This window comes from Dehalogenimonas formicexedens, from assembly GCF_001953175.1.
Taxonomy (GTDB): Bacteria; Chloroflexota; Dehalococcoidia; order Dehalococcoidales; family Dehalococcoidaceae; genus Dehalogenimonas; species Dehalogenimonas formicexedens.
Genome location: NZ_CP018258.1, coordinates 1,346,569 through 1,361,200, shown reverse-complemented (window position 1 = coordinate 1,361,200; position 14,632 = coordinate 1,346,569). Strand labels below are relative to the sequence as shown.

The window sequence follows — 14,632 nt, the reverse complement described above, 5'->3', positions numbered from 1 at the left end:
AGAGGTCAAGCCTATAAGTCCGCCAGTTCTTCCCACAGGATATCGTGCGCTTCGAACACGGGACCGTCTTCACAGACCTGTTTGAGTCCGCTCTCCGTCTTAATGGTGCAGCCGTAGCAAAGCCCGATTCCGCAGGCCATTCGGACTTCCAGCGATACCTGCATCGGCTTGGACTTGAATCGGGCGTCTTTCATCAGGGCGCGGTACATGGGCAGCGGACCGCAGGTGAAGATCTGGTCGGCGGCTTCGATATGGGCGTCCGGGCAGTCGGTGACCCGGCCTTTGATGCCCACTGAGGCATCTTCGGTGCAGAAGACACACTCGTTGACTTCAGGGAGATACGTCGACGGGCAAAGGAGCTCGCCGGTTCGGGCGCCTAATACTAAAGTGACCCTTTTTCCGAGTGTGGCGGCCCTTGTTGCCAGGAAATTAAGCGGGGCGATACCCATGCCGCCGCCGATCAAGAGCAGGTTTTCAGCCTTGTCGCCGATGACGAAACCGTTGCCCAGTGGCCCTATGATATCCAATTCCTCGCCAGGCTTTCGTCCCGACAACCAGTCTGTGCCTTTTCCAATATTGGCGATCAAGAGACCGATCTGGCCGCTGGGAGGGTTAGCCTCGCTGATGCTGATCGGGCGGCGAAGCAGCAGACGATCGCCGCACTTCAGCATGACGAACTGGCCGGGTTGGGCCTTTGCGGCGATTTCGTCGCATTGTAGTCTCAGCCGGAAAACTCCGGGCATGACCGGTTCATTTGACAGGATGCTGGCGATACCAAGGTATGGTCTATTGTTTGCCACTGCGGTATTCCGGCATGGATTTGATATTGTAATTGTAGCTCCTATCGGCCAACGCGTCGATGGCTACCCGCGCGGTATCCAGGGATGTGAAGCATGGGACACGTTTTTCGGCGGCCGCGCGCCTGATATGGAAACCATCCCGAAGCGGTACCCTGCCGCCGGTTGAGGTGTTGATAACCCCCGATACAATCTCGAGGCGGATCATATCTACGATATTTGGATGGCCTTCGGACAGTTTTTTCGAGATCTTTTTCACAGGCATCCCGGCGACCTCGATCATCGCCGCCGTACCTTCGGTGGCATAGAGGCCGTAGCCGATGCCATGCAACTTGCGGATAAGCGGCAGCGCCTCGGCTTTATCCCGGTCCGCAATCGAGAGCAGGATGCTGCCTTCGGCAGGCAATGCCAGACCAGCCGCAATCAGTGCTTTGATCAAGGCGCCTTTGAGGTCATGATCAATACCCATGACCTCGCCGGTCGACTTCATTTCCGGCCCAAGATAGGTATCAACGCCGATCAGCTTGGACATGGAGAATACCGGGGCTTTGACAGCCACCAGCGGCTTAGCCGGCCAAAGACCGCCCTCGTAGCCTTGATCTTTGAGGCTTTTGCCCAGCATAACGTTAACCGCGACATCAACCATCGGGACGCCGGTGACCTTGGACAAGAACGGAACAGTACGGGAACCCCTGGGATTAACCTCCAGGATATATACCTTGCTCTGGCCCTCGGAGCGCATGATGACAAACTGGACGTTCATCAAGCCGCGGACGTTCAGCGCCAGACCGATACGGCTGGTGTAATCGACAATGGTCTCGGTTTCCTCGGCCGTCAGCCCAAGTCCGGGATAAACAGCCATGGAATCCCCGGAATGGACGCCGGCGCGTTCAATGTGCTCCATGATGCCGGGGATGAGGACGCGCTCCCCATCGGCGATGGCGTCGACTTCGCATTCTTTCCCCATGAGATATTTATCAATAAGCACCGGGTGTCCGGTCTGCAACTCCATCGCCAATTTCATGAAGCGGACCAACTCCGTAGCATCGTAGACAATTTCCATGGCCCGGCCGCCCAGGACGTAGCTGGGTCGCACCAGCACAGGATATCCGATCAGGTTGGCGACATTCAGGCCCTCGTCGAGCGTGGTCACCCCGGCGCCGGGAGCCTGCGGGATATCCAATTCGGAAAGGAAAGCCTCGAAACGGCGCCGGTCTTCTGCCAGGTCGATAGTCTCTGCCGACGAGCCGATGATGGGGTTTCCAGTGCGTGTCAGCGGGTAAGCAAGGTTGATCGCCGTCTGACCCCCGAACTGGCAGATCGAGGGCGTAGGACGGGAGCAACCTGAGTTTTCGTTGTCCAGGATATCCCGGACGCTCTCGTTATCAAGCGGCTCGAAGTACAATCGGTTGGACGTATCGAAATCGGTGGACACCGTCTCAGGATTGGAGTTTGCCATGATGGACTGGTAACCGGCCTTGGACAGCGACATGGCGGCGTGGACGGAGCAATAATCGAACTCAATGCCCTGTCCTATGCGGATCGGGCCGGAACCGATAACCAGGGCTTTATCGCAGTTTACAGGGACTGCCTCATTTTCCGACTCATAGGTCGAATAGAAATATGGCGTCTCAGCGTCGAACTCGGCGGCGCAGGTGTCAACCATCTTGTAGGTCGGCAGGATTCGCCATTGTTTGCGCAGTTCACGGACCTGTTCGGGCAACCTGTCGCCCAGGGTGCCGATTTGTTCATCGCCGAATCCGAGCCGCTTAGCTTCGTACAACAGGTCCGGGTTCAATGTTTCCGACAGCAGGCGCTTTTCCATCGCGATAATGTTAAGCAGCTTGTTCAGGAACCACAGGTCTATCCTGGTGACTTCAAAGATCTGCCGCGGGGAGATGCCCCGCCGCAAGGCAGCCAAAATCGCCCAAAGCCGCAGGTCGGTCGGCTTCAGGGGATAGCTCGAGATATCGCCGTTTAGCACCCAGGATGGGTCTTCCCATAGGATCGATTTCTTACCGAATTCCAGTGAACGCACCGCTTTTTGCAGCGCCGCCTCAAAAGTTCTGTCGATAGCCATGACTTCGCCGGTGGCTTTCATCTGGGTATTGATGATCCTGTCGCCGGTGGCAAACTTATCGAACGGCCAGCGCGGTATCTTGACCACCACGTAATCCAGAGCCGGCTCGAATGAGGCCATGGTTTTTCCGGTAACGGCATTGGGTATCTGGTCGAGCGTTTTGCCGGTCGCTATCTTGGCCGCCACCCTGGCGATCGGATATCCGGTCGCCTTTGACGCCAAAGCGGAAGACCGGCTGACGCGGGGATTGACTTCGATTACATAGTAGGTGTCGCTGTATGGGTCCAGGCCGTATTGGATATTGCAGCCACCCTCGATGCCTAGGGCGCGGATGATATTTATCGATGCCGTCCTGAGCATCTGGTATTCCTTGTTGGTCAAGGTTTGTGACGGCGCTATGACGATGGAGTCCCCGGTGTGGACGCCGACCGGGTCGAAGTTCTCCATGTTACAGACGGTGATGCAGTTGTTGGCCGCGTCCCGCATCACCTCATATTCAATTTCTTTCCAGCCGGCGATCGATTTCTCGACCAGGATCTGGTGGATCGGCGAGGCGGCAATACCGCCCGCGGCGATTTCCTCGAATTCATCCATGTCGGTGGCGATGCCGCCGCCGGTGCCGCCGAGGGTGTAGGCGGGACGTATGATGAGGGGCAACCCCAGTTTTTCGGCAACTTTCTTTGCCTCATCCAGGGTAGTAACCGTCTCGGACGGCGGAACGTGCTCGCCGATTGACAGCAAAAGTCTCTTGAAGAGTTCCCGGTCTTCGGCCTTACGGATGGTGTCGATAGGAGTGCCCAGGACGCGGACATCGTATTTTTCCAGCACTCCGGAATCGGCAAGGTCCACTGCGAGATTGAGGCCTGTCTGACCGCCCAGCGTCGGCAGCAGACCATCCGGGCGCTCTCGTTCTATGATTCGGGAGACCGATTCCACGGTCAGGGGTTCGATGTAGACAATGTCGGCGATCTCTTCGTCGGTCATGATAGTGGCCGGGTTGGAATTGACCAGGACGCTGGTCACCCCCTCCTCGCGCATGGCTTTGCAAGCTTGCGTACCGGCGTAGTCGAATTCCGCCGCCTGACCGATGACGATCGGACCGGACCCGATGATCAAGACTTTAGAAGGTTTAACGGGCATCGGTCCTCCCCATCATTGTCATAAACTGTTCAAATAAATATGTGTTATCCAGCGGCCCGGGCGACGCTTCGCTGTGATACTGGATGGTGAAGATCGGCAGAGATTTGTGTTTCATACCTTCCACTGTGCCATCGTTCAGGTTGATGTGGGTCACTTCCAAACCGCTGCCTTCGATGGATTCCGGGTTGACTGCGTAACCGTGGTTCTGGGCAGTGATGTGAACGCGCCCAGTGGCAAGGTCTTTGACCGGGTGATTGCCGCCACGGTGGCCGAATTTCAACTTGAAGTTATGCCCGCCGAAAGCTTTTGCGATGAGTTGGTTGCCAAGGCAGATGCCCATGATCGGCTTACCGCTGTCGACTAGTCCCGTGACCGTCTCGGTGGCGTAATCCAGTAATTCCGGGTCTCCGGGTCCGGGTGAGAGTAATATCCCATCGGGGTTTACGGCCAGCATTTCTTTGGCAGTGGCTGTGCATGGAAAAGCCGTGACCCGGCAACCATGATGCCGAAGTATCCTCATGATGTGGAACTTGCAGCCGCAGTCCAGCAGGGCGACACGTGGGGCTGTCTCGGGTATATCTTCCAAGTCCCAGTCATAAGTTGCTTTGGTGGACACTTCTTTAACCAAGTCTGTCGTACCGTATATTGGAGACATCCGCAGGATTTCGAGTGCTTGCCCCGGCGTCTTGTCCGAGGTTATCATGCCCATCATCACGCCATGGCTTCGCAGTTTCCGGGTAATGGCGCGAGTGTCGAGTCCCCATATCCCCGGAATGCCGCCCTGTTTCAAATAGGAATCAATCTTTGCTTCGGATTGGTAGTTGGACGGATCAGTACACTCTTCCCGAACCACAAAACCCTTTACCTGAAGCCTATCTGATTCCCAGTCGGCGGGATTTACCCCATAATTACCGATCAGCGGGAATGTGGGGATGAGTATCTGCCCGGCAAAGGACGGGTCGGTCAACATTTCCTGGTAGCCGGTCATGCTGGTGGAGAATACCACTTCGCCGAAAGCATCGGTTTCGGCTCCGAAGCTGTTGCCCTCATAAACCGACCCGTCGGCCAGGACCAGGATGGCGCGTTTGGTCATCTGATGTCCTCTTCGTGTACGATGTTGCCATTATAGATGGTGACGATCACCTTGCCCTTGAGTTTTTCGCCGGCGAGCGGGGAATTCTTGCCTTTGGACGCGAATTTGGCGGTTTCAACGATCCATTCCGCAGCCGGGTCGGAAATTACTAAATCGGCGGGGTTTCCAACCTTGAGGGAACCGGCCGTTTCAAAGCCATTACCGAGAACCCGGGCCGGCCCGGCGGTCAATTTCTCGACGATCAGCGGCAGCGGCATTTTGCCGCTGTGCACCAGTTTCATCAGGCTGCCAAAAGCTGTTTCCAGGCCGGAAATACCGAATGGGGCAAGGGCAAATTCGCAGCACTTGTCGTTTTCAGTGTGCGGCGCGTGGTCGGTCGCGATGGCATCGATCGTGCCGTCAAGCAGTGCCCCTATAAGCGCCTCGATGTCAGCGTAAGTCCGCAGCGGCGGATTGACCTTGGCGTTGGTGTCGTAGCCCAGGCACCGTTCCTCAGTCAGGGTGAGGTGGTGTGGGGTGACCTCGGCGGTCAGTTTCAGGCCCCCGGTTTTGGCAGCCCGTATGAGATCAATCGAGCCTTTGCTGCTGATGTGGCACAGGTGCAGCCTGGCGCCGGTAAGTTTAGCCAGGGCTATGTCGCGTGCGATCATAGTCTCTTCTGCGGCGTTGGGTATGCCGGCAAGCCCCAACCGCGTGGCGACAATTCCTTCGTTGATCTGGCCGCCCTCGGCCAGGCTGGGCTCCTCGCAATGATCGATAATCGGCAGGTTGAGGCCAGCGGCATATTCCATTGCCTGTTTCATCAAGCGCGCGCCGGGAACCGGCGAACCGTCATCTGAGAAGCCGATGACACCCGCGCCTGCCATTTCACCAAGTTCGGCCAGAGTTTCACCCCTTCGTCCTTTGCTGATACATCCGATAGGGAGTACTCTGACTACAGCTTCACGGGAGGCGACGCACTTGACATAATCGACGGTGGCGCGGTTATCAACCGCCGGGTTGGTGTTGGGCATTGAGCAAATCGTGGTGAAGCCGCCTCGGGCCGCCGCGGCTGTTCCCGTCGAGATCGTTTCCTTTTCTTCGAATCCAGGTTGCCGCAGGTGGGTGTGCAGGTCGATAAAACCCGGCGTTACGGTCAGGTTGGTGGCATCGATAACGGTATAGTCGTTTTTCGGCGGTTCCCCGGCACCGATCCATGAGACTTTACCGTCTGCCATCGCGATATCGAATTTACCGTCGATACCCTGCGCCGGATCTACCAGCCTTCCGCCTTTTATCAAAAAGTTTTTCATAGTTCACCCTGTCTGCCGGAGAGCAGGTAGAGAATCGCCATGCGGATGGCAACGCCATTACTCACCTGTTCATTAATGACCGATTTTTCACCGTAAGCTGATTCTGTCGCCAGTTCGATATCCTCGTTTACCGGGCCCGGATGCATTACCAGGACATCTTTGGCAGCCTTTTTCAGACGTTCAGACGTGATCTGGTAGCGCTCCACATATTCCCGCACTGATGGCAGCAGCCCGCTCTGCTGCCGTTCACGCTGTAACCTCAAGGCCATGACGACATCGGCGTTGGCAACGGCTTTTTCTACCTGATTTTCGACCCTGACCTTCGGAAAATTGGCGCCGGGATTATCAAGCCCGTACGGAAGGAGCGTTGGCGGCCCGCATAAAGTGACCTCCATCCCCAGCTTGGTCATGCCCCAGATATTGGAATGGGCTACCCGGCTGTGCCGCACATCCCCGACGATAGTCGCTTTGAGCCCGGCCAGGCTACCTTTATGCTTCCGGATTGTATACAGGTCGAGCAACGCCTGGGTTGGGTGGGCGTGCCAACCGTCGCCGGCGTTGATGATGCTGGCTTTACTGTGTTTCGCTGCCAGGTATGGGGCGCCGGAGAAATTATGGCGCATCACGATGATATTCGCGCCAAGGGCTTCCAGCGTTTTCAGCGTGTCGATGAGACTTTCACCTTTAGTTATCGAGGAAGCCGTTGAGGTGACATTCAGGACATCCGCGGAGAGGTTCTTGGCGGCGATTTCGAAGGAAGCGCGGGTCCGGGTCGAGTTCTCGTAAAAGAGGTTGACTACCGTTTGGCCGCGAAGCGCCGGCACCTTTTTGATTGGCCGGGATAGAATTTCCGACATGGCGTCTGCCGTTGAGAAGACTATTTCGAACTCTTCAGGCGTGAAATCATCGACGTCAAGGAGGTGACGGTGATTCCAGGCGTTCGTCTTGGGCGCGGCGGTAGTTTCGTTCAACATGTTATTCACCTGAGGAGATGAGTACTTCATCCGCCCCATCAGTCTCAGCCAGCTTTACCTTGATGTCTTCATTGGCCGCGGAAGGTATGTTTTTGCCGACGTAATCGGCGCGGATGGGCAACTCCCTGTGACCGCGGTCAATCAGGACCGCCAATTGAATGATTTTCGGTCGGCCGTATTCGATCAAGGCATCCATGGCAGCGCGGGTCGAGCGGCCGGTGAAAAGTACGTCGTCCACCAGGATGACAACCTTACCTTCTATGCCGACCGGGATGTCCGTCGATTTCACCTGCGGATTGAAATTGCGCCGTCCGAGGTCATCACGGTAGAGGGAGAAGTCAAGCGCGCCGACCGGCGCCTCTATCTTTTCATACTCGGTGATCAGACTCGCCAGGCGGTTTGCCAGAGGTACTCCCCGAGTCTGCATTCCCACAAGCACCACCGACCTGATATCCCTGGTGCGTTCGACAATCTCGTGGGCGATCCGGGACAGCGTTCTCCGCATATCCTCGGCAGTCATAACCGTTTTATTTGGCATGAAAAAACCTCTTGCGACTCAGTGCCGGCAAGAGGTGTCTTTGCGTGCTTAGTCCCGCTAACCCTTGCCGGCCTCACAGGACCGGGTTTAAAGGAGTGGGGTCCGATATTTAATTGATGGTCATTATAGCAGGGATGGGCGGATTAGACAATAGGTCATTCGTAATGCGGGCACAAGCTTAAAACTGCCGCCGGAACCCAAAAATGCTATAATAAGCGGCTTTGACGACCGACCTTCTAAAAGAATTGAATCCCGCCCAACGTAAGGCGGCAGAGGCTATCCACGGTCCCGTGTTGATACTGGCAGGTCCCGGTTCGGGCAAGACCAGGGTTATCACCTATCGGATCGCCTACCTGGTGAGGACGGTGGGTATTAACCCGCACCGGATCCTGGCCGTGACCTTCACTAACAAAGCCGCACGTGAAATGCGTGAACGGCTTGAGAAGCTGCTTTCCGGGTCGGTCAAGGACATGACCCTGGGGACTTTTCATGGTATCTGCGCCGGGATTCTGCGCAAAGACGGCGAGAGCATCGGCATCCATCCCGAATTTGTCATCTTCGATGCTGATGACCAGGAAAAGCTGCTTAAGCAAGCGGCAATCGACACCAACGTGGATCCCAAGCAATTCCCGGTGCCCAAGATCGCCGCGGCCATCAGCCAGGCCAAAAGCCAGATGGTGACGCCTGAAAAATACCGGGAGACCAACAAGAGCTACTTTGACGAGATAGTGGCGCGGGTTTATGAACGCTATGAAAAGATGCTCTCGCAGAACAACGCCGTCGATTTTGACGATCTGCTGCTCAAAACGGTTTTCCTTTTCAAGCGGAAACCTGAGATACTGAAACGTTACCAGGACCGCTATGTCCACATAATGGTTGACGAATTCCAGGATACCAACCTGGTACAGTACGAACTGGTGAAACTGCTGGCAGGCGGACACCGCAACATCGCTGTTGTCGGAGACCCTGACCAGTCCATTTACTCATGGCGGGCTGCCGACCTGCGCAACGTGTTCAATTTCGAGAAAGATTTTCCGGACGCCCAGATACATTACCTGGAGCAGAATTACCGTTCGACCGCCAAAATTCTGGAGACCGCCTCCAACATTATCGCCGACAATCGGGCCAGAAAAGGTATCAAGCTGTGGACGGAAAACGAACCGGGCGAACCGGTCTGCCTTATTGAAGCCTACAACGAGCAGGAAGAAGCGCAGATGGTCGTCAGGGAAACCGAGCGGCTGACGGCTTCGAAAAAGTTTCGCCTCAATGACATCGCGGTGATGTACCGCACCAATGCCCAGTCCCGGGCGCTGGAAGAAGCTTTCATCCGGTACGGCGTTCCCTATAAACTCGTGGCCGGTACCCGTTTCTACGAACGGCGCGAAGTCAAAGACCTGATCGCCTACTTCAGGCTGATCCATAATCCCGCCGATTCGGTATCCCTGATGCGCGTGATTAACGTGCCCCCTCGCGGGTTGGGTGATAAGTCGATCGTCGAAATGCAGGCTTGGGTGAAACAACAAGACGTCTCTTTTTTCGAAGCCCTGGAACAGGCATCGGCCGGTGCCGATAAACCGCCGTTAACCGCGAGGGCTCTCGCTTCTTTCGATATTTTTTACAAGCTGATCCATGGTTTTATCGACGAAAGTAAGACCCTGCCGATTCTGGATTTGTTTGACCACGTCCTCGAAAAATCCGGCTATTCCACTTATCTCAAGGCTCAACCCGACGGCGAGGAACGCCTGGAAAATATCGCGGAGTTGAGAACCGTGGCCGAGCCGTTCAATTCCCTGCCCCCGGGAGAGGCGCTTTCTCCGTTCCTGGAGAGCGTCAGCCTGGTTTCCGATGTCGACAATCTCGACGAGACAGAAGGGGGGGTCACCCTGATCACATTGCATCAGGCAAAAGGACTCGAATTTCCGGTGGTGTTCATGGTCGGCCTGGAAGAGGGAATTCTGCCTCATTTCCGGTCCTTCGATGATACCGCCCAGATGGAAGAAGAACGCCGGTTATGCTACGTCGGTGTAACTCGCGCCAAGCGGCGGCTGTATTTGTTGAGGGCGTTCCGTCGGAGCCTGATGGGCGGAAGCACGGTCAACGAACCGTCCCGTTTCCTCTCATCTATTCCCGCCCACCTCACCACGGCAGCGCCTTTCCGTGAAGAGCCGGTCAAGCCGCTGATCCCGCTCCAGAAAAAGCTCTATGACTACGCCGAGCGGCCGCCGCAACCGTCCGTTCCGGTGAATCCCGCGACCGGCGGACTAGCCCGAACTCACGTTAAGGCAACACCCCAGGCTTTCAAGACCGGGGACCAGGTAAAACATTCGATGTTCGGTGACGGTGTAGTTATCAGCACGCTGCCAGTAAAAGAAGATACCGAGGTTGTCGTGGCGTTCAAAACAGCCGGACTTAAAAAATTGCTCCTTTCCTTCGCCCGTTTAGAGAAGATGTAAATGCCCATCCGTCTCCTTGACCCCAAGACCGTGGCTAGGATCGCCGCCGGCGAGGTAGTCGAGCGGCCCGCTTCGGTGGTGAAAGAACTGGTCGAAAACGCGATCGACGCCGGTTCAAGGCGGATCGACGTTGAAATCAGGGGCGGCGGCGCCAGCCTGATCAGGGTTACGGATGACGGCTGCGGCATACCGTTAGAGGACCTTCCGTTGGCCTTTACCCGCCATGCCACTTCCAAGCTCTCGTCCTTTGACGACTTGAATACCATCGGGACCCTGGGGTTCAGGGGTGAGGCGCTCGGTTCGATCGCCTCTGTCGCTGACATTGAAGTGACTACTGCTACCGCCGGCGGCATCTCCGGCAGTGTGTTGGCACTTCGAAGCGGGCGGGAAGACACTATTCGACCGGTCGCCCGGTCCTGCGGCACCACCATTTCAGTGTCCCAACTCTTTCGTGAAATTCCGGCCAGATTGAAGTTTCTTAAGTCGGATGGCACTGAAACAGGGCATATAGTGACCACCGTCAGCAATTACGCTCTGGCTTATCCAGAAATTCGGTTTCGACTGACTGTTGATGGGCGTGAATCATTGGCCACCAGCGGCAACAGCAAATTGAGAGATGCGGTAGCTGCGATTCTCGGCCGGGAAACCTCAGCCCGGATGATCGATCTTTCCGGTAACGATGGCGCTTTTTCGATCAATGGGCTGGTTTCAGCTCCGGAAAACTCCAGGGCGAATCGTACCGGGATGTACTTTTTCGTTAATAGGCGGTGGGTCAGGAGCCAGATTTTGTCCCGCGCCGTTGAAGAGGGCTACCGCGGCTTATTGACCGTGGGCAGGTATCCGATCGCGATTATCAACCTCTCGCTTCCGCCTTACGACATCGATATCAACATCCATCCGGCTAAGACCGAGATAAAATTCAGGGAAGACGGCAAGGTATTTGAGTTTGTGCGCCGCGCAGTCCGTTCGGTTCTTCTTGGAGAAGCGCCGGTTCCTGTAGTTCCTATTTCACCTCCGATGATTGGGGACACGGTTGCGGCCTATCGGGCGCCAGGTTTTCAGACAATGCGTCAACCGGCGGATTTGTACGGAGAGAGACAGAATGTCCAAGCCACCCCATCCCAAACCCTGCCGGCCTTGAGGCCTTTGGGGCAAGTTGGCGGATGTTACATTCTTGCCGAGGGGCCGGAAGGGCTGTACATCATCGATCAACACGCGGCTCACGAGCGCATCATGTTTGAGAAAGTTCTGGACGAACGTGAAAAGCGCTCGCCGATGTCCCAGGCTTTCCTTGAGCCGCAAAATCTGGATTTAACCCCGGCTGAGATTAGCAGAGTGACTGTTTTGGCAAAAACACTTGCCAGCTATGGATTCATCATCGAATCCTTCGGTGAGCGCACTTTGCTGGTCCGCGCCATTCCCCAAGCATTATCGGGCAAAGATTGGCAATCCGCCCTGCATGAATTTCTGAACTCGCCTGAGTCGCTTGCCCGCGAGGAGGCAAGATTGGCAGAACTTATTGCCTGTCACGCAGCAGTGAGGGCTGGCAAGGCACTAGCGATGGACGAAATCAGGGCTTTGCTGCTTGATCTGGAAAAAGCCCAGGTGCCTAACTCCTGCCCCCACGGCCGCCCCACCCTGATGAAGCTGGAAATCTCAGCTTTGGAGCATTATTTTAAGCGAACCTAGATTAAACTAATTCTTTCTTCATCTTGAAATATTCCAGAGGTTCGTCCTCAACCATTTCAACTTCGTGAGAGATAACGATCCAGCCCAGCCGTTCCCAGAAACTTCTGGATGTCACAGAGGCATCGAGTTCCAGTACTCTTAGGCCTCCCGCTCGAGCTCGATTCTCCAACTCCCTGGCGATCATTTTCCCGACGCCTCGTGATCGATACTGGTTGCCGACAAATACCCGAGATATGTAATTTCCCACCAGGGTACCGGTGGCGACCGCCGCCTTTCCTTCCCAACCGATCAGAATTATGCCCGCGGCAGCGTCCCGGAGAATATTGACCCTAGCGTGGTAATCGAGGAAAAAGCGTACCGCCTTTGGAGGATAGGCGCGCACATAAGATCGCTCTATCGTCTCATTGATTAGACGCGTAAGGAGTGGTAAATCGTCTTCAATGAATGGTTTGATTAGGTATTGGGTATCGGTAGACATTTCCTATAATTCTTGAGAATCGATTTCCGGCTCACATCGTCGCTCGATGATTTCCCAGCGCACCATGCCGTCTTCGATGAGTTCCTGGATTTTCTTTTCGGAAGGCGTCAGCGCGCAATTCTTGCCGCTCTTGACCTCGACGATGACCACTTCTTTGGGATCGCCGGCGGCAAGCCCTGGAAACACGACGAAATCGATAGGTGAGCCGATAAATCTGGCTTCGGTCGGGTCGTACTTGAATTCAGGCAGGTAAGGGGTCATCTGCTCGGTGAACTTGCCGCCGAGAACCGCCCGGCTCTGGATAACGGCTTGTTTCGAGGCCCGCCCGACCTCGTTTTGCCAGTAGACCTGCTCCTGCGCCTGCCACTGTTTGAACCGGGACTCGAAGCGCCTGCGGATCAGATAATAATTGATCGTGATGACGATAAAAGCCAGCAAAACGATTGCGGCGATGGCCAGCGCCGTACCCACCCTAGCTGCTTCCTGGCTTTTTTAAAGGTTGGCCGGACTTACATAGGGGGCAATCTTCCGGACGGTAGGTGGGCGGCGGAGCAGGCCTCAGGCAGGAGTAAAGTTCGGCTCCGAAGCCGAGAGGGGTCTCGGAACGATCGATCAATACTCCGAAACCGACGATGTCGCCACCATGCTTGCTGACTGCGTCGATTACCTCTCGGATACTCTTGCCGGTGGTCAACACATCATCGACAACCAGGATTTTTTCTCCGGGCTTGATCTTGAAACCTCGGCGGAACTCTCGTTCACCGGATGGCAGTTTCTCGGCAAAGGCGGCAGGCAAGCCCATGAGACGGGCTACTTCGAAAGCCAGGATGATGCCGCCGGTGGTGGGACCGACGACAAGTTCGATCCCTTTGCCTTTGAAATGATCGGCGATCATCTGGCACAGGGGCACCGCTGCCGCTGGATTTTCGATGATGCGGAATTTCTCCCAGTAAACCGGGGAGTGAAGACCGGAAGTCAAGAGGAAGTGACCTTTTAAGACGGCTCCGGATTCGACGAATAATGCTTCGACGTTTTTAATTGGAGTTCTCCTGGCGGCGAAGTATGAAAATCGGCAACAGCAAAGCGCCGGCGGCAATATCGGCAAATTTATGGTTCGGTGCGAGCCCAAAACTCTTGAACGGCCAGAATACCAGCCAGGCTTTACCGTTGATATCGTCGCGCTTTATCGTCCACCCCTGGCGCGAATCGAGGCTTACGGGCCGGTTGTCGCCCAGCACGAAATATTCGCCGTCGGGAATGACCGTAGCGGGATAGCTCCTGGTGTCCTTGTTCACCAGGTACGGCTCGTCAATCGGAGTTCTGTCGATGCTAACCTGTCCGGAGACGATCTGAACCGTTTCACCCGGTAAGCCAATGATGCGCTTGATGAATTCCCGGCCGTCGCCGTACGGTGAGGGGAAGATCACTATATCGCCGCGCTTAGGTTCGCTGAACAGGTAGCTGACCTTGCTGACCAGCAACCGGTCGCCGTTCATCAGATTGGGTTCCATGCTGGAACCGTCGACGATGGAGTTTTGCAGCGTGACCTGGAACAGCAGAAATATTATCAGCGCCCCGGCCAGGATGTAGGCTAATTCCATGAGGGCGGATTTAAAAACTTTCAAGAAGTCTCCAGAGTTTTTCCTATTATAACAGCGCAGTTCTTATTAGTTAAATTAGTTTCACGTTTGGTTCCAGCCCGATGGCGTTGAAGGCGTCTTCAGCATATCGTCGTAAAGAATCGGTGTCGGTCCCGTAAAAAAGGTGAGAACGGCAGCGGCAATCGCTGCAGCCGAACCCTCTGATCGATTTCAGGTCATCGAGCCGCCCCGCCAGTTCACATTCCATCCTCGAGCCGGTCTGCGCCCGGAACACCGCCATTATCCGAGAAACGTCAAGCAGATAGTCAATGTGCCAGTGCCGCTTTTTGTTCGGAGAAAGGTGCCGCGCTATCCTGGTTTCCAGGTTGTTCATCGCCGAACCGACATAGAGATAGAAACCCTTGGGCAAATTGAATTTTCGCCGCAGGGTGTTGATCTCGCTGTCTTTCGGCAGCTCGACAAGCAAAATATAGACGCCTTTGACCGCCATCCGGACG

13 protein-coding genes are annotated in these 14,632 nt (G+C 55.6%); 2 read left to right on the top strand and 11 right to left on the bottom strand.

The window, feature by feature from the left end; genetic code table 11:
* Positions 1–11 precede the first annotated feature (11 nt).
* From Dform_RS07080 to pyrR, 6 genes are read right to left on the bottom strand one after another with little or no spacing between them, the layout of a single operon-like run.
* Positions 12–800, bottom strand: a complete 789-nt coding sequence (locus tag Dform_RS07080; protein ID WP_225973656.1) for a dihydroorotate dehydrogenase electron transfer subunit — start codon at positions 798–800, stop codon at positions 12–14.
* The gene (carB, locus tag Dform_RS07075) at positions 787–4,017 is read right to left on the bottom strand and encodes a carbamoyl-phosphate synthase large subunit (RefSeq protein WP_076004397.1); all 3,231 of its coding nucleotides are present in this window, start codon (positions 4,015–4,017) and stop codon (positions 787–789) included. The genes Dform_RS07080 and carB overlap by 14 nt, the downstream gene beginning before the upstream one ends.
* On the bottom strand, positions 4,007–5,110 hold the full coding sequence (gene carA / locus Dform_RS07070) for a glutamine-hydrolyzing carbamoyl-phosphate synthase small subunit (RefSeq protein ID WP_076004396.1): 1,104 nt from the start codon (positions 5,108–5,110) through the stop codon (positions 4,007–4,009). The genes carB and carA overlap by 11 nt, the downstream gene beginning before the upstream one ends.
* On the bottom strand, positions 5,107–6,402 hold the full coding sequence (locus Dform_RS07065) for a dihydroorotase (RefSeq protein ID WP_076004395.1): 1,296 nt from the start codon (positions 6,400–6,402) through the stop codon (positions 5,107–5,109). The genes carA and Dform_RS07065 overlap by 4 nt, the downstream gene beginning before the upstream one ends.
* Complete coding sequence (locus Dform_RS07060; RefSeq protein ID WP_076004394.1) at positions 6,399–7,376, bottom strand: aspartate carbamoyltransferase catalytic subunit; 978 nt, start codon at positions 7,374–7,376, stop codon at positions 6,399–6,401. The genes Dform_RS07065 and Dform_RS07060 overlap by 4 nt, the downstream gene beginning before the upstream one ends.
* 1 nt (position 7,377) lies before the next feature.
* Entirely contained in the window at positions 7,378–7,914 is a 537-nt protein-coding gene (gene pyrR, locus Dform_RS07055; protein ID WP_076004393.1) for a bifunctional pyr operon transcriptional regulator/uracil phosphoribosyltransferase PyrR, read from the bottom strand.
* Between the two features lie 221 nt (positions 7,915–8,135).
* Here pyrR and Dform_RS07050 point away from each other — a divergent pair, with 221 nt between their 5' ends.
* Entirely contained in the window at positions 8,136–10,367 is a 2,232-nt protein-coding gene (locus Dform_RS07050) for an ATP-dependent helicase (protein WP_076004392.1), read from the top strand.
* Positions 10,368–12,056 carry a DNA mismatch repair endonuclease MutL gene (gene mutL, locus Dform_RS07045; protein WP_076004391.1) on the top strand — a complete coding sequence of 563 codons (1,689 nt, stop codon included), beginning with the start codon at positions 10,368–10,370 and terminating at the stop codon, positions 12,054–12,056.
* Between the two features lies 1 nt (position 12,057).
* Here mutL and Dform_RS07040 read toward each other — a convergent pair whose 3' ends face one another.
* The 5 genes from Dform_RS07040 to Dform_RS07020 are packed head-to-tail and all read right to left on the bottom strand — an operon-like array spanning position 12,058 to position 14,625.
* The gene (locus tag Dform_RS07040) at positions 12,058–12,534 is read right to left on the bottom strand and encodes a GNAT family N-acetyltransferase (RefSeq protein WP_076004390.1); all 477 of its coding nucleotides are present in this window, start codon (positions 12,532–12,534) and stop codon (positions 12,058–12,060) included.
* A 3-nt stretch (positions 12,535–12,537) separates the two neighbouring features.
* Complete coding sequence (locus Dform_RS07035) at positions 12,538–13,005, bottom strand: Holliday junction resolvase-like protein (protein WP_076004389.1); 468 nt, start codon at positions 13,003–13,005, stop codon at positions 12,538–12,540.
* 1 nt (position 13,006) lies between these two features.
* The gene (gene pyrE, locus Dform_RS07030) at positions 13,007–13,573 is read right to left on the bottom strand and encodes an orotate phosphoribosyltransferase (protein ID WP_076005104.1); all 567 of its coding nucleotides are present in this window, start codon (positions 13,571–13,573) and stop codon (positions 13,007–13,009) included.
* Positions 13,569–14,159, bottom strand: coding sequence for a signal peptidase I (gene lepB / locus Dform_RS07025; RefSeq protein ID WP_076004388.1), 591 nt, complete (start codon positions 14,157–14,159; stop codon positions 13,569–13,571). The genes pyrE and lepB overlap by 5 nt, the downstream gene beginning before the upstream one ends.
* Positions 14,160–14,205: 46 nt before the next feature.
* The gene (locus Dform_RS07020) at positions 14,206–14,625 is read right to left on the bottom strand and encodes a GIY-YIG nuclease family protein (RefSeq protein ID WP_076004387.1); all 420 of its coding nucleotides are present in this window, start codon (positions 14,623–14,625) and stop codon (positions 14,206–14,208) included.
* Positions 14,626–14,632 lie beyond the last annotated feature (7 nt).

Bases quoted from the DNA above. Each gene is read 5' to 3' on its own strand.
- carB (WP_076004397.1), bottom strand. From the start codon at position 4,017: ATGCCCGTTAAACCTTCTAAAGTCTTGATCATCGGGTCCGGTCCGATC.
- carA (WP_076004396.1), bottom strand. From the start codon at position 5,110: ATGACCAAACGCGCCATCCTGGTCCTGGCCGACGGGTCGGTTTATGAG.
- Dform_RS07065 (WP_076004395.1), bottom strand. From the start codon at position 6,402: ATGAAAAACTTTTTGATAAAAGGCGGAAGGCTGGTAGATCCGGCGCAG.
- Dform_RS07060 (WP_076004394.1), bottom strand. From the start codon at position 7,376: ATGTTGAACGAAACTACCGCCGCGCCCAAGACGAACGCCTGGAATCAC.
- pyrR (WP_076004393.1), bottom strand. From the start codon at position 7,914: ATGCCAAATAAAACGGTTATGACTGCCGAGGATATGCGGAGAACGCTG.
- mutL (WP_076004391.1), top strand. From the start codon at position 10,368: ATGCCCATCCGTCTCCTTGACCCCAAGACCGTGGCTAGGATCGCCGCC.
- Dform_RS07040 (WP_076004390.1), bottom strand. From the start codon at position 12,534: ATGTCTACCGATACCCAATACCTAATCAAACCATTCATTGAAGACGAT.
- Dform_RS07020 (WP_076004387.1), bottom strand. From the start codon at position 14,625: ATGGCGGTCAAAGGCGTCTATATTTTGCTTGTCGAGCTGCCGAAAGAC.